This window comes from Streptomyces sp. SL06 (genome assembly GCF_058244745.1).
Window position 1 is genome coordinate 1,878,474 of record NZ_JBSYOT010000002.1, and the last position, 16,751, is coordinate 1,895,224.

The 16,751-nt window shown below is 71.4% G+C and carries 15 protein-coding genes and 3 pseudogenes; 4 read left to right on the forward strand and 14 right to left on the reverse strand.

Going from position 1 to position 16,751, the window contains the following annotated elements; genetic code table 11:
* The first annotated feature begins 22 nt into the window (after positions 1-22).
* Entirely contained in the window at positions 23-931 is a 909-nt protein-coding gene (locus tag AC4IHM_RS08355) for an aminoglycoside phosphotransferase family protein (RefSeq protein WP_490866445.1), read from the forward strand.
* Positions 932-1,070: 139 nt separating this feature from the next.
* On the opposite strand, the gene AC4IHM_RS08360 is transcribed toward AC4IHM_RS08355, so the two are convergent.
* The 6 genes and pseudogenes from AC4IHM_RS08360 to AC4IHM_RS08385 form a co-directional block, all read right to left on the reverse strand.
* On the reverse strand, positions 1,071-1,652 hold the full coding sequence (locus AC4IHM_RS08360) for a hypothetical protein (protein WP_490866446.1): 582 nt from the start codon (positions 1,650-1,652) through the stop codon (positions 1,071-1,073).
* A gap of 27 nt (positions 1,653-1,679) precedes the next feature.
* Positions 1,680-2,264 (reverse strand): WhiB family transcriptional regulator, encoded by a 585-nt coding sequence (locus AC4IHM_RS08365; protein ID WP_490866447.1) that lies wholly within the window; start codon positions 2,262-2,264, stop codon positions 1,680-1,682.
* Positions 2,261-2,839, reverse strand: coding sequence for a hypothetical protein (locus AC4IHM_RS08370; RefSeq protein WP_490866448.1), 579 nt, complete (start codon positions 2,837-2,839; stop codon positions 2,261-2,263). The genes AC4IHM_RS08365 and AC4IHM_RS08370 overlap by 4 nt, the downstream gene beginning before the upstream one ends.
* 94 nt (positions 2,840-2,933) lie before the next feature.
* Positions 2,934-3,455, reverse strand: a pseudogene (locus AC4IHM_RS08375) (BN159_2729 family protein); the annotation flags it as partial.
* The gene (locus AC4IHM_RS08380) at positions 3,452-3,712 is read right to left on the reverse strand and encodes an RNA polymerase sigma factor (protein WP_490866449.1); all 261 of its coding nucleotides are present in this window, start codon (positions 3,710-3,712) and stop codon (positions 3,452-3,454) included. The gene AC4IHM_RS08380 and the pseudogene AC4IHM_RS08375, both read right to left, overlap by 4 nt.
* 73 nt (positions 3,713-3,785) lie before the next feature.
* Positions 3,786-4,067: pseudogene (locus AC4IHM_RS08385) on the reverse strand (sigma factor); the annotation flags it as partial.
* Between the two features lie 206 nt (positions 4,068-4,273).
* On the opposite strand from AC4IHM_RS08385, the gene AC4IHM_RS08390 reads away from it, so the two are divergent.
* Positions 4,274-4,696, forward strand: a complete 423-nt coding sequence (locus AC4IHM_RS08390) for a helix-turn-helix domain-containing protein (protein WP_490866450.1) — start codon at positions 4,274-4,276, stop codon at positions 4,694-4,696.
* 165 nt (positions 4,697-4,861) lie between these two features.
* A complete protein-coding gene (locus tag AC4IHM_RS08395; RefSeq protein ID WP_490866451.1) occupies positions 4,862-5,089 on the forward strand; it encodes a hypothetical protein in 228 nt (75 codons plus the stop codon).
* A 54-nt stretch (positions 5,090-5,143) separates the two neighbouring features.
* Here AC4IHM_RS08395 and AC4IHM_RS08400 read toward each other — a convergent pair whose 3' ends face one another.
* The 7 genes from AC4IHM_RS08400 to AC4IHM_RS08430 form a co-directional block, all read right to left on the reverse strand.
* Positions 5,144-6,847, reverse strand: coding sequence for a proline--tRNA ligase (locus AC4IHM_RS08400; RefSeq protein WP_490866452.1), 1,704 nt, complete (start codon positions 6,845-6,847; stop codon positions 5,144-5,146).
* A 73-nt stretch (positions 6,848-6,920) separates the two neighbouring features.
* On the reverse strand, positions 6,921-7,463 hold the full coding sequence (locus AC4IHM_RS08405) for a GNAT family N-acetyltransferase (protein WP_490866453.1): 543 nt from the start codon (positions 7,461-7,463) through the stop codon (positions 6,921-6,923).
* 115 nt (positions 7,464-7,578) lie between these two features.
* Positions 7,579-8,427: a GNAT family N-acetyltransferase gene (locus AC4IHM_RS08410; protein WP_490866454.1), complete on the reverse strand. Its 849-nt coding sequence runs from the start codon at positions 8,425-8,427 to the stop codon at positions 7,579-7,581.
* Between the two features lie 97 nt (positions 8,428-8,524).
* On the reverse strand, positions 8,525-9,682 hold the full coding sequence (gene ispG / locus AC4IHM_RS08415) for a flavodoxin-dependent (E)-4-hydroxy-3-methylbut-2-enyl-diphosphate synthase (RefSeq protein WP_490866455.1): 1,158 nt from the start codon (positions 9,680-9,682) through the stop codon (positions 8,525-8,527).
* Positions 9,683-9,889: 207 nt separating this feature from the next.
* Entirely contained in the window at positions 9,890-11,182 is a 1,293-nt protein-coding gene (locus tag AC4IHM_RS08420; protein ID WP_490870786.1) for a M50 family metallopeptidase, read from the reverse strand.
* Between the two features lie 8 nt (positions 11,183-11,190).
* The gene (gene dxr / locus AC4IHM_RS08425) at positions 11,191-12,447 is read right to left on the reverse strand and encodes a 1-deoxy-D-xylulose-5-phosphate reductoisomerase (RefSeq protein ID WP_490866456.1); all 1,257 of its coding nucleotides are present in this window, start codon (positions 12,445-12,447) and stop codon (positions 11,191-11,193) included.
* Between the two features lie 147 nt (positions 12,448-12,594).
* Entirely contained in the window at positions 12,595-14,559 is a 1,965-nt protein-coding gene (locus tag AC4IHM_RS08430; RefSeq protein WP_490866457.1) for an acyl-CoA dehydrogenase family protein, read from the reverse strand.
* A gap of 349 nt (positions 14,560-14,908) precedes the next feature.
* On the opposite strand from AC4IHM_RS08430, the pseudogene AC4IHM_RS08435 reads away from it, so the two are divergent.
* Positions 14,909-15,923: pseudogene (locus AC4IHM_RS08435) on the forward strand (LacI family DNA-binding transcriptional regulator).
* Positions 15,924-16,001: 78 nt separating this feature from the next.
* Here AC4IHM_RS08435 and AC4IHM_RS08440 read toward each other — a convergent pair.
* Positions 16,002-16,724 (reverse strand): glycoside hydrolase family 12 protein, encoded by a 723-nt coding sequence (locus tag AC4IHM_RS08440; RefSeq protein WP_490866458.1) that lies wholly within the window; start codon positions 16,722-16,724, stop codon positions 16,002-16,004.
* Between the last annotated feature and the right edge of the window lie 27 nt (positions 16,725-16,751).

Here is a 16,751-nt window from a genome sequence, read left to right on the forward strand (position 1 = left end):
CGCAGGAAGGAACGACTCGCGCATGGCTTTCGAACCGCCGCGGCGCGTCGTACGGGCGCTCGGTGAGGCGTCGGACGGCGGCGACTGGCTGGAGAGGCTGCCGCAGACGGCCCGGCAGGCCGTCGAGCAGGGCGGTTTGACCGTGGAGCGGGTCCAGGTGCCGGGCGGGCGCAGCAGCGTGGTGATCCTGGTACGGCGGGCGGACGGTACCCCGGCCGTGCTGAAGCTGGCGCCGCCCAGGGCCCGCCCGGAGAGCGAGCGGGCGGCGCTCTCGCACTGGAACGGGCTGGGTGCGGTACGCCTCCTGGGGCCGGTCACCGGTCCGGGTCCGGCCGCGGGGGTGCTGTTGATCGAGCGCCTCCAGCCGGATGTCTCGGTGCGTTCGCTGCCGGAGGCACGGGCACTGCTGGAGGCCGCGGGTACGCTGCGGCGGCTGTGGGTCGAACCGCCCCCGGACCATGCCTTCGAGACGGTCGGCGAGCGGACGGAACGGCAGGCGCGGGCGATGCGGGCGGCCGCGGAGCACGACAGCGAGGCCGCACCGCTGGTCGAGGCGGCTCTGGAGATCCGTGACGCGTTGCTCGCGGCGCCGCCTGAACGGTTGTTGCTGCACGGTACGTTCCGCCAGTCCAAGGTGCTCGCCGGGGAGCGGACGCCGTGGCTGGCGATCGGTCCGGACCCGGTGGTGGGTGAGTGCGCGTTCGATCTGGCCCGGCTGGTGCGGGACCGGGTGGAGGACCTGGTCGCGACGGCCTCGGGGGCGTCCACCACTCGGCGCCGGGTGAAGCGGCTGGCGGAGTCGCTGGAGGTGGATCAGGAGCGGTTGCGGGGGTGGACCCTGTTCCGTGCGGTGGAGTCGGGTGTGCGGGCGCGCCGGGTCGGGCGGGGCCGGGACGCCGAACTGCTGCTTGAGTTCGCGGGCTGGCTGTAGGACGGCACCGAGCGTGCGGCCGGGCCTCGCCGCTGACGACGCCCCCCTGCCCAGGTCTTCGCAGGGGGACGCCGTGCGTCCGGTCGGCGTGCCTCCCGAGCCTGCCGGCCGGAGTTCGCGGGGTGCGCCGCTCGGGCCGTCAGCGGTCGCCGGGCCCTGCGGGTGGCGACCCCCGTTCGACCAGGGCGGGGAACAGGCCGCCTTCGAGGGCCAGCAGCCGGGTGTGCCTGCGGATGTGGGCGGCCTGGTCGGGGGTGGGCGGGATGTCACCCGGGAGCGGCGTCCCGGGTGGCTCCTGGTAGGGGACGTGCGTGAACAGCGGGAGATGGGTGGGCGGCACCCGCCAGGACAGTAGCCGTTCACCGGCCACGAGCCGCAGCAGGTACGTACCGTCCGGGCCCGCTTCGGTGGCCGGGGTGATGACGGCGCTCGCCGGGTGCAGCGCCGCCAGCCAGGCGAGGAGATGGGCGCGTTCACGTGCGGCGCGGGTCAGCTCCCGCTCGTAGGACTCGGCGTGCCGCTGCCAGCGTTCGCGCTCCTGCCGGCAGTCGTCCAGATCGAGGGCGAGGCGTGAGGGGGGTGCGGCCGTCCGCCGGGTCGGGGCCTGCCAGGAGCGGAGCCGGTGGAGCAGGGCGGCGGTCCGGCCGACGGGCCGGTCCGGGACGACGGCCGCGGACGCTTCGGGCGCTTCCGGGCGGAGGGCTGCCGTGGGTGAGGGCATCAGTACTCCGTTGACGGTGATCAGTGGTCAGGGCTGCTGCGGCGAACCGGGGGCCGCGCTCGCGCTCCGCGCGCGGTCGTGGGCCTCCTGCTCCCGGGGCGCGGTGGAGCCGGTACGGCGGTAGCGACCGGCGTCACGCGCGTTGGCGGTGCGGCATGCCTCGTCGACGGGTTCTTTCAGGCGCAGATGCCGTTGGTAGGCGGCCCGAGTGCCGCAGGGTGCGGGAACCGGCCGCCGAGGGGCGGCCGGTTCCCGGGGCGCCGCGGGGGTGGCGGGCGACCGGGCCTGGGGCTGCCGGTCCGTCCTGCTGTCGTCCTGCCGGTCGGACCGGTGTTCCAGGGCGTGGCGCTGGGGGCCGGTCAGTCCGGCGACGACGCCGTTGCGATGGCACCGGGGAAGGCCCGCCTCACGTCGCAGCACGGCGGCTCGGCACTGATCGAGCACGGGGCAGGCCTCGCAGATCGCCATGGCCTGCGACCAAGTGCTGCGGGAGAACCACAGATCCGCGTCCTGGTGGCGGCAGGCGGCGCCGGCCTCCCAGGCTCGCGAGCCTCCCTCGTACCTCGTCCGCTCCCCCGCGCCGGTCCACTGCTCCGGCCGGCCGCGGCTCATCGGTCGGCTCCCGCCGGGTCCGGCTCGGGCACCGGTGTCAGGTCGCGCGGCGGCGGGTGGTGGGGCGGCGGCTCCTGACGCGGCGGCAGTTGACGGGGCAGCGACTCGTGAAGCGGCGTCGGCTCGTAGGGCGGCAGGCCGTGACGCGGGGCGTCGTGGGGCGGCGGGTCGTGGGGCGGGGAATCCGGGGGCAGGAGGTCCTGGGGCAGGAGATCCTCGCGCGGGGAGTCCTGACGCGGGAGTTTCTGACGCGGGGAATCGTGACGCGGAAGGTCCTGGCGCGGGAGATCCTCACGCGGGGAATCGTGACGCGCAAGGTCCTGGCGCGGGAGATCCTCACGCGGGGAATCGTGACGCGCAAGGTCCTGGCGCGGGAGATCCTCACGCGGGGAATCCTGGGCCTGGGCCTGCGGCCGGGGCCGGGACTCGGCGGTGTTGTCGGCCCGTAAGGGTGTGGGCGGTGTCCGTACCGGGTCGGGGTCGCCGCTCTCCACAGGGGTCAACGGCCCCAGATACACGGCCAGGTTGGCGAGGGTGCAGCGCTCGGGGCGGCCGTCGAGGGACATCAGGGGCATGCCGTCGTGGGCGCGGCGGCCCTGGAAGTACCAGAACGTCCCCGACGGCGTCCCGCTGGGGCAGGGACAGGTCGTAGGTGATCCCGTCGAGCCGGAAGGGGCGGTTCGGCTCCGCGGTCGGTGTGTCCCGCGAGTCGGGGGCGGACGTGAGGGCCACGACCGTCACCCGGACGCCGCCGCGCACTCCTTCCCCGGTCAACGTGTGGGGATGCAGGCGTTCCCCGACGGACGCGATGCCGAAGTACGCCCGCCAGCGCACCCATTCGGCGGGTCCGTCGACCCGGAGCACGACCCGCACCCGGTCGCCCTCGACCCGGACGCGGTGCGGACCGGCGTGCTCCGCCAGTTGGCGTTCGACGGCGCGGGCGACGCATCGGGCCCGTTCGCAGGAGGCGTCCCAGGCCAGCGCCTGGCGCTCCAGGTCGGTGCCCGGATGCGGGGCGCGGGCCCAGCCGCCGTCCGGCGCGCGGTGCAGCACCACGCCGAAGGAGCGCTCGGGGTCGACGAGGAGCCGGGCGGAGTCCAGCGCGTACGCGACGGCGTTCGCCTGTGCGGGCCGGACGGATCCGAGGATCGCGCGGATCACGGTCGCGACGTGCGGGAGGTTGCTGTTCACACCCGCACCGCCCCTGCCGACCAGCGCATCTTCCGCAGCGCGCGATAGGTGAGCGTCTTGACGGCGCCGACGCTGCGGCCCATCACCCGGGCCGTCTCCTCCGCCGTCAGTTCGTCGAGGAAGCGCAACTGGACGCAGTGCCGCTGCTGGGCGTTGAGCGCGTGCAGGGCGGTGCGGACCGTCTCGTGCGCCTCGACGGCCTCCAGTTCGCGCAGGGCGAGCGATTCGGTGTCCCGGCCGGAGGCGTGGTCCTGCAACTCGGCGACCGAACGTCTCCAGCCGGGACCGGCCGCGGCCGATCTCGTCGAGATAGAGGTTCCTGGCGATGGTGGTCAGCCAGGCCGCGAACGCCGTGCCCTGCCAGGTGAACGCGTCGATCCGGCGCAGGGCGCGGGTGAACACCTCCTGGGTCAGGTCCTCCGCCAGATGCCGGTCGCGGGTGCGGACGAGGAGGAAGGCGTACACGACGCGGTAGTGCTCGTGGTACAGGGCCGCGAACGCGTGCCGGTCACCCGTGCGGGCGCGGGCGATCAGCTCGGGTTCCGGACCGGGGGGCACGGTGGCGGCGTTCTTCGATAAGGACACGATGATCTCCGAATCTTCAGTCTTCATGTAGATGTAGATTCACCGAGCGGATATCACCCGACGCATGAGGTCGGGGATGACTACAGTTTTCACTGGGACGCACAGAGTGTCAAGCTGCTCACGAGGCGTGAGAGACAAGGGAGATGGCACCCGCACGCCCCTGACCCGGAGCCTTTGCCGACAGTCTGCGATCTGCTTGCGTTTGCAGATATCGATGGCCGATCCTCTGATGCGTGACGAACCACCAGAGCCGACCAGGAGACGCAGACGCCGACCATGATCCGTCTCACCGGGACGAGGACTTGGCGGCTCTGCTCGAACGGCTCCTGGCTCAGGCCCCCGGACGTACCCAGAAGGACCTGGCGTCGGGCGCCGGCATCTCCTACCCGACCCTGAACGCCTGGATGAACCGGACCCGCGGCACCTCCCGTATCGAACCGGAGAAACTGCGTGCCATGGTGGAGGTGTTCCGCCACTGGGGGGTGAGCACGACACCGAGGGAGTTCTTCGAAGCCGTCGGCCGATCCGTGCCCGGACCCAGCGGCGACGAGCGTGAGGCGCGGCTGCTGAAGCTGTACAGGCAGCTGCCCGAGTCACGCCAGCGGGCGCTGCTGAAGGATGCGGAGGTGATGCTCCAGGTCAGCCGCATCTCCTGACGTCGGCAGCGCCGTATGTGATTCAAAGGGCGCGGCGGAGACGGACGAGGGTTTTCACGATCCAGACCGTCACCGGTACCATCAATCACCCGCTGACCTCCCGGAGCGGATCACTTCGTGCCGTAGTGCATCCCTGGGGAGACAGTTGTGTGCATCCACATTTCCATGGCGGACGAGTTGCCCGGAATCGCGATCTGGGACCCCGACGAAGTCACTATCCACGTCGCCCGAGGCACCCAGGTGCGTGACGTGCTCCGGGAAGTACGGGACATCCTGACGGTCGACCTGGGTGCGCCCGTGTCGCGCAGCGGACCGTTGCGCTGCTTCTGCGGGATGCGTGTGGAACTCCCACAGGACCTGTTCCCCCACGCCGTCGAGGCGCAGGCCGGCTGATTGCGTACCGACGGCCGGGTGCTCTCTCGCGCCCGGCCGTCGGCCCGCGAGCCGTCAGGCGCTGAGCCGCGTGATCGCCTCGTCCACCGTCAGCTCCTCGCGCTCGCCGGTGCGGCGGTCCTTCAGTTCGAGCACGCCTTCGGCGGAGCGGCGGCCGGCGACCAGGATCTGGGGGACACCGATGAGTTCCGCGTCGGTGAACTTCACGCCCGGGGAGACCCCGGCCCTGTCGTCCACCAGGACCCGGACGCCGGCGGCGGACAGCAGGTCGGAGACATCGAGGGCCAGCTGGGTCTGCAGGGCCTTGCCGGCGGCGACCACGTGGACGTCGGCCGGGGCGACCTCCTTGGACCAGACGAGGCCCTTGTCGTCGGCGTGCTGCTCGGCGAGGGCGGCGACGGCGCGGGAGACGCCGATGCCGTAGGAGCCCATGGTCACGCGGGCCGGCTTGCCGTTCTGGCCGAGGACGTCGAGCTTGAGGGCGTCGGCGTACTTGCGGCCCAGCTGGAAGATGTGGCCGATCTCGATGGCGCGGTCCAGCAGCAGACCGGTGCCGCACTTCGGGCAGGGGTCGCCCTCCCGGACCACGACGACGTCGACATACGCGTCGACCTCGAAGTCACGGCCCGCCACGACGTTCTTGGCGTGGGTGTGCTCCTTGTTCGCGCCCGTGATCCACGCCGTGCCCGGCGCCACCCGCGGGTCGGCGATGTACTTCACCTTGTCGCCGAGGCCCTGCGGGCCGACGTAGCCGCGGACCAGGTCGGGGCGGCCGACGAAGTCCTCGGCGGTGACCAGCTCGACGGCGGCCGGGGCGAAGTGCCCCTCGACCTTGTCCAGGTCGACCTCGCGGTCACCGGGGACGCCCACGGCGACGATCTCGCCGTCCACCTTGACGAGGAGGTTCTTCAGGGTGGCCGAGGCCGGGACGCCGAGGGAGGCGGCGAGGGTCTCGATGGTCGGGGTGTCGGGGGTGGGGATGTCCTCGGCGGGGGGCGCGTCGGCCGCGTCCACCGGCGTGAGCGTGTGGCCGACCGCCTCGGTGTTGGCGGCGAAGTCGCAGTTCGGGCAGTCCACGAAGGTGTCCTCGCCGGCCCCGGCCGGGGCGAGGAACTCCTCGGACTTGGAGCCGCCCATGGCACCGGCGGTGGCCGCGCAGATGCGGTAGTCCAGGCCGAGGCGCTCGAAGACGCGCTGGTAGGCGGCGCGGTGCAGGGCGTAGGACTCGGCGAGGCCCTCGTCGGCGACGTCGAAGGAGTAGGAGTCCTTCATCAGGAACTCCCGGCCGCGCAGGATGCCGGCCCGGGGGCGGGCCTCGTCGCGGTACTTGTTCTGGATCTGGAAGAGCATGACCGGCAGGTCCTTGTAGGAGGACACCTGGTCCTTCACCAGCAGCGTGAAGATCTCCTCGTGGGTGGGGCCGAGGAGGTAGTCGCCGCCCTTGCGGTCCTGGAGGCGGAACAGCTCGGGGCCGTACTCCTGCCAGCGGCCGGTGGCCTCGTAGGGCTCGCGCGGCAGCAGGGCGGGGAGCTGGACCTCCTGGGCGCCGATGGCCTCCATCTCCTCGCGGACGATGCGTTCGATGTTGCCGAGGACCTTCTTGCCGAGCGGCAGCCAGCTCCAGAGGCCGGCGGCGGTGCGGCGCACGTAGCCTGCGCGGACCAGCAGCTTGTGGCTGAGGACCTCGGCGTCCGCCGGGTCGTCGCGCAGCGTCTTCACCATCAACTTCGACATGCGCTGGACCGGTGCGTTGGCCATGGTTCTCGTGTCTCCTGCTGCGTAAGGGTGGTGCTAGGAGGTTAGCCGGGCGGTCCGGTGCGGTGGAAATCGGTTATCGACCGGCCGTGGCCCTGCGCAGCGGGAGACGGGCGCCCATCACGGCGTACGGCTTGGGGGCGCTGGGGAAGAGGACCCGGCGGGCGAGGTCCTGATAGCCGAGGGAGCGGTAGAGGCCGCGGGCGGGGCTCTCGGTGTCGATGGCGGAGAGGATCGAGCGGGGTTCGGCGGCGCCGTCGGTGATCGTGGTGATCAGGGAGCGGCCCGCGCCGCGGTTCTGGTGCGCCGGGTGGACGTGGAGTTCGGTGATGACGAAGGAGTCGTCGAGCCAGGCGTCGGTGCCCTCGGCGCGGAGGTAGGGCTCGACGACGGTGGACCACCAGTGGGCGCGGTCGTTGGGCATGCCGTAGACGAAGCCGACGAGGGCGCCCCCGACGGTGGCGCCCAGGGCCCTGGCGCCCGGGTGGGTCATGTGGCGCAGAACGATCTGGCGGCGGACGGCCACCTCGTCCGGGCCCAGTCCGAACGCGGCGGCCTGGACCGCGAGTGCCTCGTCGACGTGCGCCGACAGGTCCAAGGGGCCGATCACGAGCTGCATGGGCGGGAGCCTACAGGGGGGCGTTCGGATGCCCGGTCGAATGCCTGGTCGGGGTGCCCGGTCCGGGCCGGGGCCGTACGCGGACCGGCGTGCGGTCGGCCGGGTCCGCCGGGTTTCAGAACAGGACGCTCATGAAGGCGCCGGTCTCCTGGAAGCCCACCCGGTGATACGTCCGCCGGGCCGCCGTGTTGAAGTCGTTCACGTACAGGCTGGCGACCGGGGCGACATCCGCCAGGGCGTAGCGCAGGACCGCCGCCATGCCGGGTGCCGCCAGGCCCTTGCCCCGGTGCTCGGGGGCCACCCACACGCCCTGGATCTGGCAGGCGCGGTCGGTCGCGGCGCCGATCTCGGCCTTGAAGACGACCCTGCCGTCGGTGTCGAAGCGGGCGAAGGAGCGTCCGGAGCCGACGAGTTCGGCGACCCGGGCCTGGTAGAGCAGGCCGCCGTCGCCGGCCATCGGGGAGATGCCGACCTCCTCGGTGAACATCGCCACGCAGGCCGGCATGATCCGGTCCATCTCGTCCTTGCGGACACGGCGGACGTAGGGGTCCGGGGCGATGTCGGAGGGCACGCGGTCGGTGACCATGAGGGGCTGCCGGTGGCGGACCTCGCGGGCCGGGCCCCAGCCGGGTTCGAGGAGCCGCCAGAGCTGGGCGGTGGGCTCGGCGGGGCCGACGATCGAGGAGCAGCGGCGGCCGGCCCGCCGGGCGCGGTCGGCGAAGGCGCGCACGGCGCGGGGGGTGGCGCAGATGGGGACGAGGTTGGCGCCCGCGTAGCAGAGGGAGGTCAGCATGCCGTGCTCGTACCAGCCCCACATCTCGCCGCCGAGCCGCCACGGGTCGAGGCCGGCGATCTGCACCCGGGCGGTCACGAAGGCGTTCGCGACCGGGTCGCGGTCGAGGACGGCGAGCGCGGCGTCCAGGTCGCTCGGTTCGAGCACGCGGGAGGTGGTCTGCGTCAACACGTGCGGGGGCCTCACCCTGAGATCTGCTGGTCCCCGCACTGTACCTGGCACGCATATGCCGCGCCGCCCCCAGGGCGACGCGGCAGGAGTGGGTGGGTCAGCCCGCGACGGAGACCGAGGGCTCGCCGGAGGCCACGCCGTCGGCCTCCATCTGCTCGGCGAGCTTCATGGCCTCGTCGATGAGGGTCTCCACGATCTTCGACTCGGGGACGGTCTTGATGACCTCGCCCTTGACGAAGATCTGGCCCTTGCCGTTGCCGGAGGCCACACCGAGGTCGGCCTCGCGGGCCTCGCCGGGACCGTTGACCACACAGCCCATGACGGCGACACGCAACGGCACCTCCATGCCCTCAAGCCCCGCCGTGACCTCCTCGGCCAGCTTGTAGACATCGACCTGGGCGCGCCCGCAGGACGGGCAGGAGACGATCTCCAGCCTGCGTTCCCTGAGCCCCAGCGACTGGAGGATCTGGATGCCGACCTTGATCTCCTCGACCGGCGGAGCCGACAGGGAGACCCGGATGGTGTCGCCGATGCCCTGGGAGAGCAGCGCGCCGAAGGCGACGGCCGACTTGACCGTGCCCTGGAACGCGGGACCGGCCTCGGTGACCCCGAGGTGCAGCGGATAGTCGCACTGGGCGGCGAGCTGCCGGTAGGCCTCGACCATCACCACCGGATCGTTGTGCTTCACCGAGATCTTGATGTCCCGGAAACCGTGCTCCTCGAACAGCGACGCCTCCCACAACGCCGACTCCGCCAGCGCCTCGGGCGTCGCCTTCCCGTACTTCTGCAGCAGCCGCCGGTCCAGCGAACCCGCGTTCACACCGATACGGACCGGCGTCCCGTGGTCACGCGCCGCCCCGGCGATCTCCCTGACCTTGTCGTCGAACTGCTTGATGTTGCCCGGATTCACCCGGACCGCCGCACACCCCGCCTCGATCGCCGCGAACACATACTTCGGCTGGAAATGAATGTCCGCGATCACCGGAATCTGCGACTTCTTCGCGATCACCGCCAGCGCGTCCGCGTCGTCCTGCGTCGGACACGCCACCCGCACAATCTGGCAGCCCGACGCCGTCAGCTCCGCGATCTGCTGAAGCGTCGCCCCGATGTCGGACGTACGCGTCGTCGTCATGGACTGCACCGAGACGGGGGCGTCGCCGCCCACCGCCACGGGCCCGACCTGGATCTGCCGGCTCTTGCGGCGCTCCGCGAGCCTGGTCGGAACGTCCGGCATGCCGAGAGAAATCGCAGTCATCTGCTGTGCAACCCCAAGTCTGGATCAAGGTCCGGCCCCGTTCAGCGGCGGGCTCCGGCATCCGAGATTACGGCACGGACATGAACGCCGGGCACCTGGAGTGCGGGAGATGCATCCTTTGGCGTCCATCTGCCGGGCCACCGGAGTGAGGCCCGATCCGCAGGGACATGCTCTCCGGATCGGGCTTTTCTTCGGATCGTCCGGACGTCAGGTGATCCGCACCGGATTGACGACGTCCGCGACCAGGACGAGCAGCGTGAAGCAGATGAAGATGCCCGCCACCACATAGGCGACCGGCATCAGCTTCGCCACGTCGAAGGGCCCCGGGTCCGGGCGGCGCAGCACCTTGGCCGCGTTGCGGCGCAGCGACTCCCACAGCGCGCCCGCGATGTGGCCGCCGTCGAGCGGCAGCAGCGGGAGCATGTTGAAGAGGAACAGGGAGAGGTTGAAGCCGGCCACCAGCATGACGAACATGGCGAGTTGCTGGGTGGGCGGGATGTCCAGGGTGGCGATCTCGCCGCCTACGCGGGCGGCGCCGACGACGCCCATCGGGGAGTCGGCGTCGCGCGGTCCGTCGCCGAAGGCGGCGTCCCACAGGGCGGGGATCTTGGAGGGCAGGGCGGCGAGGGAGTCGACCGCGTCGCCGACCCGGTCGCCCATCCAGGTCACGGACTGGCCGAAGTCCTGTTTCACCACGCCGGTGGCGGCGCTGAAGCCGAGGAAGCCGGCGGTGACGTACTCGCCCTCGACGATCTGTCCGTGGGAGTCCTTCTTGGCGACCTTGTTGGTGGCGATCGTCGCGTGGAGGGTGAGCTGCTCGCCCTTGCGCTCGACGACGACCGGCACGTCCTTGCCGGGGTTGGCGCGGATCAGGTCGGAGAGCTTGTCCCATTCGTCGGTGCGTACCCCGCCGAAGGAGATGATCTTGTCGCCCGCCCTGAGTCCGGCCGCCGCCGCCGGGGAGGCCGGGTCGGACTTGGTGCAGTTGTCGCGGTTCTCGCTCTGCGAGATGACGCACTGGGAGACGGAGCTGACGGTGGTGGTCTGCTGCGAGATGCCGAAGCCCATCAGCACGGTGAGGAAGAGCACCGCCGCGAGGATGAGGTTCATGAAGGGGCCCGCGAACATCACGATGACCCGTTTCCACGGCTTGCGCGTGTAGAACAGGCGCTTGTCGTCACCCGGCTGCAGTTCCTCGAAGGCGGCCGAGCGGGCGTCCTCGATCATGCCGCGCCAGGGCGAGGTGGAGCGGGCCTCCAGCCGGCCGTCGGCGCCGGGCGGGAACATGCCGATCATGCGGATGTAGCCGCCGAAGGGGATGGCCTTGACCCCGTACTCGGTCTCGCCCTTCCTCTTCGAGAAGATCGTCGGTCCGAAGCCGACCATGTACTGCGGCACGCGGATGCCGAAGAGCTTGGCCGTGGAGAGGTGCCCCAGCTCGTGCCAGGCGATGGAGAACAGCAGACCGAAGGCGAAGAGGACTATGCCGAGGATGAACATCAGGGTCGTCATGCACGGGCCTCCGCCGTCTGTGCCGCCAGTTGCCGGGTCCGGGCGCGCGCCCAGGTCTCCGCTTCGAGGACGTCCGCGACGGTGAGCGAGGTTCCCGTACGGGGGGTGCCGTGTTCCTCGACCACCCGCGTGACGGTCTCCATGATCCCGAGGAACGGCAGTGCGCCGGAGCGGAACGCCTCGACGCACTCCTCATTGGCGGCATTGAACACCGCCGGGGCCGTGCCCGCGAGTTCCCCGACGTGTCGCGCCAGGTTCACCGAGGGGAAGGCCTCATGGTCGAGCGGGAAGAACTCCCAGGTCGAGGCCTTGCTCCAGTCGAAGGCGGGGGCGGCGTCGGGGACGCGCTCGGGCCAGCCGAGGCCGATGGCGATGGGCCCGCGCATGTCGGGGGGCGTCGCCTGGGCCAGTGTCGATCCGTCCGTGTACTCAACCATCGAGTGGACATACGACTGCGGATGCACGACCACCTCAATGCGGTCGAAGGGAATGTCGTAGAGCAGGTGGGCCTCGATCACCTCCAGGCCCTTGTTGACGAGGGTGGCGGAGTTGATCGTGATCACCGGGCCCATGGCCCAGGTGGGGTGGGCGAGGGCGTCCTCGACGGTGACATGGGCCAGCTCCTGCCTGGTCCGGCCGCGGAAGGGCCCGCCGGAGGCGGTGACGACCAGCTTGCGCACATCGACGCGGGTGCCGGCGGCGAGGGACTGGAAGAGGGCGGCGTGCTCGGAGTCGACGGGGATGATCTGCCCCGGCTTCGCTAGGGCCTTGACCAGCGGGCCGCCGACGATGAGCGACTCCTTGTTGGCGAGCGCCAGGGTGCGGCCCGCCTCCAGGGCGGCGAGGGTCGGGGCGAGTCCGATGGAGCCGGTGATGCCGTTGAGGACGGTGTGGCAGTCGGAGGCGGCGAGCAGAGTGGCCGCGTCCGCTCCCGCGAGGATCTCGGGGAGCGGCTCACCGGTTCCGTACCGGTCGCTCAGCGCTTCCCGCAGCGCCGGTACGGCATCCTCGCGGGCGACGGCGACGGTCCGCGCCCGCAGCCGGTACGCCTGGTCGGCGAGGAGGTCGACCCGGCCGCCGTTGGCGGACAGGGCGGTGACCCGGAAGCGGTCCGGATTGCGCAGCACGAGGTCGATGGCCTGGGTCCCGATCGACCCGGTGGACCCGAGGACCACCAGGTCCTTCGGGCCGTCGCCCGCCACCGGGTCGTAGACGAGGTGGGGGTCGGCGAGGGGGGCTGGACTGTCGCTCATCCCCCCATTGTTGCCGCAACCGCCCGCCAGGAGGACAGCGCGTCCCTCGCACGGGTGTCACGGCGCCTGTGCGGGCGTGTGCGGTGGGACACATTCCGGGGGCGTGGGCGTCGGTCCGTGCCGGCCGGGGGCCACGGGGTGGCCGTGCTACCCGATGCGGCGGTGCACGTTCTTCCGCCGTGATTCGCCCGGGGTGGCGTCCGCGATCCAGGGACCGTCGCCCGACGGGTCGACGACGCCCTGCTCCAGCCACTCGTAGGCGCCGCCCAGCACGCCCTTGACGACCTTGCGGTCGAGGTCGTCGGTGTTGCTCCACAGGCGGCCGAAGAGTTCCTCGACCCGCAGCCGGGCCTGGCGGCAGAAGGCGTCGGCGAGTTGGTAGGCCTCGCGGCCGTGGTCGCCCTCGGTGCGCAGGTGCTCGGCGCGCACACAGGCGGCGCTCATCGCGAACAGCTCCGCGCCGATGTCCACGATCCGGCCCAGGAAGCCCTGCTTGGTCTCCATCCGGCCCTGCCAGCGGGACATGGCGTAGAAGGTGGAGCGGGCGAGCTTGCGGCAGGCGCGCTCGACAAAGCGCAGGTGACCGGAGAGGTCGGGGTGGCCGGAGGGGTGGAAGTCGGCGTACGTGCGCGGGAGTCGGCCGGGTCCCGCGACGAGCTTCGGCAGCCACCTGGCGTAGAAGGCACCGGCCTGCGCGCCCGCCCGCGCCTTGTCGGACAGGGTCTTGTCGGGGTCGATCAGATCACCGGCGACCGAGAGGTGGGCGTCGACGGCCTCGCGGGCGATCAGCAGATGCATGATCTCCGTGGAGCCCTCGAAGATCCGGTTGATGCGCAGGTCGCGCAGGATCTGCTCGGCCGGTACCGCGCGCTCGCCGCGGGCCGCGAGGGACGCGGCCGTCTCGAAGCCGCGGCCACCGCGGATCTGGACCAGGTGGTCGGCCATCAGGCAGGCCATCTCGGAGCCGTAGAGCTTGGCGAGGGCGGCCTCGATGCGGATGTCGTTGCGGTCCTCGTCGGCCATCTGGGAGGAGAGGTCGAGGACCGCCTCCAGCGCGAAGGTCGTCGCCGCGATGAACGCGATCTTCGAGCCGACCGCCTCGTGCAGGGCGACCGGCTTGCCCCACTGCTCGCGCACCGCCGACCACTCGCGGGCGATCTTCAGGCACCACTTGCCGGCGCCGACGCACATGGCGGGCAGCGAGAGGCGGCCGGTGTTGAGAGTGGTCAGGGCGATCTTGAGGCCGGTGCCCTCCGCTCCGATGCGGTTCGCGGCCGGGACGCACACCCGGTGGAAGCGGGTGACGCCGTTCTCCAGGCCGCGCAGGCCCATGAAGGCGTTGCGGTTCTCGACGGTGATGCCCTCGGAGCCGGCCTCCACGACGAACGCGGTGATGCCACCCCTGCCGCCCTCGCCGCCCTCGCCGCCCTTCGGCTTCGGGACGCGGGCCATCACGACGAGCAGGTCGGCGACGACGCCGTTGGTCGTCCACAGCTTCACGCCGTCGAGGACGTAGTCGTCGCCGTCCCGCACGGCGGTGGTCGCGAGGCGGGCCGGGTCCGAGCCGACATCCGGCTCGGTCAGCAGGAACGCCGAGATGTCGGTGCGGGCGCAGCGCGGCAGGAACGTGTCCTTCTGCTCCTGGGTGCCGAACATCTTCAGCGGCTGCGGCACGCCGATCGACTGGTGGGCGGAGAGCAGCGCGCCGATCGCGGGGCTGGCGGATCCGACCAGGGCGAGGGCCTTGTTGTAGTAGACCTGGGTGAGGCCGAGGCCGCCGTACTTGGTGTCGATCTTCATGCCGAGGGCGCCCAGCTCCTTCAGCCCCGTGACCACCTCGTCGGGGATCCGCGCGTCACGCTCGATCACGGCCCCGTCGATCTTCGTCTCGCAGAAGTCGCGCAGCTTGGCGAGGAAGGCCTCGCCGCGCCGGGCGTCCTCGTCGGCCGGGAGCGGGTGGGGGTGGAGGAGGTCGAGGCGGAAGCGGCCGAGGAACAGTTCCTTGGCGAAACTGGGCTTGCGCCAGTCCTGTTCCCGGGCCGCCTCGGCGACCTGACGTGCCTCGCGTTCGGTGACGGTGGATCGGGAGGAGGGGGTGGTTGGGGCGGACATGAGGCTCACCTCGCCGCGAATCGGCATCGAAGGGTGGTACGCCCGCGGAGCCCCTCATGAGGGAACTCGCCGACGTACGTTGCTAGTCGGTGCTACCCGATCGTGTGTACCCGTTCCGGGACGGACCCACCACCCTTCGTGCCGCCGTTCGGCCGATGGCCGCGGACGCGAGAGGATGGGCGGGAGAGCCGGGAGACACCGGGGGAAGAAAGCCGTCGAAGCGCTTCGACGACGTATGGACACCCGTCGGCGCTGAGGTTAATGTCGAGCCACCCTCACCCGCTCGTACCCTTGCCCTTGCCCGCCCCACGCGCGCTGTCGAAGCGCTTCACGAAGCTTGGAGAGCTGGATGGTCACTCTCGCCGAGGTCGCCCAGCATGCCGGAGTCTCGGCGAGCACGGTGAGCTATGTCCTCAGCGGCAAGCGGTCCATCTCCACCGGCACCCGGCAGCGGGTCGAGGAGAGCATCCGCAAGCTCGGCTACCACCCGAACGCCGGCGCCCGCGCCCTGGCCAGCAGCAGGTCGAACATCATCGCGCTGATGATCCCCCTGCGCACGGACATGTACGTACCGGTGATGATGGAGATCGCCATCGCGGTCGCGACCAGTGCGCGCGCCCACGGGTACGACATCCTGCTGCTCACCGGCGAGGAGGGTCCCGACGCGGTGCGCCGCGTCACCGGCAGCGGGCTCGCCGACGCGATGATCCTGATGGACGTTCGAACTCGACGACGAACGGCTGCCCCTGCTGCGGGGCACCGGCCAGCCGTGCGTGCTGATCGGACTGCCCGCCGACACCACCGGGCTGACCTGCGTCGACCTGGACTTCAGGGCGACCGGGGCGCTGTGCGTGGAACATCTGGCGGGGCTCGGGCACCGCGACATCGCCGTCATCGGCGAGGCTCCCGCGGTCTACGAGCGGCACACCGGCTTCGCCGAACGCACCCTCGACGGGCTGCGCACCCGGGCCCGGGAGCTGGGGCTGCGGCTGCTGCACCGGCCCTGCGAGGGCGGGTACGACGCGATGGCCGCGACCCTCGCCCGGCTCTTCGACGAACGTCCGGACACCACGGGGTTCGTCGTCCAGAACGAATCGGCGGTCGAGCCGCTGCTCGCCCTGCTGCGCCAGCAGGGCCGGGCCGTGCCCGAGGACGTGTCGGTGGTCGCGGTCTGCCCCGAGCAGGTCGCCGCCCAGGCCTCGGTGCGGCTGACCTCGGTCGCCGTGCCCGCGCAGGAGATGGGCCGGCACGCCGTGGAGCAGTTGGTCGCCAAGCTCGGGGGACGCGGGAGCGACGAGGTCGTGCTGCTCGCGCCGGAGCTGACCGTCCGGGCCAGCTCGGGACCGGCGCCCGTCCGGCCGTAGCCGCCACTCCCGCCGGGCCCGGAGCGGGTGAAGGGACCGGCCCCGGGCGGGCCGGCCCCTTCACCGTGGTGCGGTGCGTCAGCCGCCGCTGACCGTCAGGTTGTTGGTGCGGAAGTCGAGCCCGCCGGCGGACGAGGTGATCTCGTAGCCGAACTGCACGTCGCCGATGGTCTCGTTGCCCATCCAGCCCTTGGTGTCCTTGATCCACTTCAGGATCGGGAGGATGTCCACCCTGCCGGAGTTCGAGTCCGAGGTGCGCAGGAACGAGAAGACCTCGTTGGCGCCGTTGTCGCCCTTGTAGACGTTCCAGGTGTGGCCGCCGAGGGTGACGGAGCCCTGGGCGCTGCCGAGCGGGCCGACGGCTCCGTTCTGGTTGACCCAGAGCATGATCTCGTAGTCGTAGTCCGTGTCCCAGATGTCGTACGACGTGTTGTACGCGCCGGACGACGGCACCGTCACGTCGTAGTCGCTGGTGAGCGAGGTGAGGGAGGTGATCGGCTTGTTGATCACCTTCTTGGCGTTCGGGTAGGACTTGATGCCGCCCGTGTTCGGGTGGTCGGCCCAGGCGCCCCAGTTGGTGCCGGAGTTGGCCCAGACGCACTGGCTGCCGGCGCCGGAGCCCCAGATGTTGTTGTAGAGGGTGTAGCCGTTCAGGCTCGTGTTGCCCCACTGGTCGCAGGAGTCCCAGACGGCGGCCTGGGCGGGGGCGGAGGCGAGGCCGACCGTGGCGCCGAGGGCGAGGGCCGGGGCGAGGAGGGCGGTCAGGGTGCGGGTGCGTGGGGTGCGGGTGCGTGGTGCCATGGGTGTCCTTCCATGGGTGGGGGTGCG

Bases quoted from the DNA above. Each gene is read 5' to 3' on its own strand.
- AC4IHM_RS08405 (WP_490866453.1), bottom strand. From the start codon at position 7,463: ATGCAGCTCGTGATCGGCCCCTTGGACCTGTCGGCGCACGTCGACGAG.
- AC4IHM_RS08420 (WP_490870786.1), bottom strand. From the start codon at position 11,182: ATGTTCATCCTCGGCATAGTCCTCTTCGCCTTCGGTCTGCTGTTCTCC.
- AC4IHM_RS08365 (WP_490866447.1), bottom strand. From the start codon at position 2,264: ATGAGCCGCGGCCGGCCGGAGCAGTGGACCGGCGCGGGGGAGCGGACG.
- AC4IHM_RS08440 (WP_490866458.1), bottom strand. From the start codon at position 16,724: ATGGCACCACGCACCCGCACCCCACGCACCCGCACCCTGACCGCCCTC.
- AC4IHM_RS08370 (WP_490866448.1), bottom strand. From the start codon at position 2,839: ATGCCCCTGATGTCCCTCGACGGCCGCCCCGAGCGCTGCACCCTCGCC.
- ispG (WP_490866455.1), bottom strand. From the start codon at position 9,682: ATGACTGCGATTTCTCTCGGCATGCCGGACGTTCCGACCAGGCTCGCG.
- AC4IHM_RS08400 (WP_490866452.1), bottom strand. From the start codon at position 6,847: ATGGCCAACGCACCGGTCCAGCGCATGTCGAAGTTGATGGTGAAGACG.
- AC4IHM_RS08395 (WP_490866451.1), top strand. From the start codon at position 4,862: ATGGCGGACGAGTTGCCCGGAATCGCGATCTGGGACCCCGACGAAGTC.
- AC4IHM_RS08355 (WP_490866445.1), top strand. From the start codon at position 23: ATGGCTTTCGAACCGCCGCGGCGCGTCGTACGGGCGCTCGGTGAGGCG.
- AC4IHM_RS08360 (WP_490866446.1), bottom strand. From the start codon at position 1,652: ATGCCCTCACCCACGGCAGCCCTCCGCCCGGAAGCGCCCGAAGCGTCC.
- AC4IHM_RS08430 (WP_490866457.1), bottom strand. From the start codon at position 14,559: ATGTCCGCCCCAACCACCCCCTCCTCCCGATCCACCGTCACCGAACGC.
- dxr (WP_490866456.1), bottom strand. From the start codon at position 12,447: ATGAGCGACAGTCCAGCCCCCCTCGCCGACCCCCACCTCGTCTACGAC.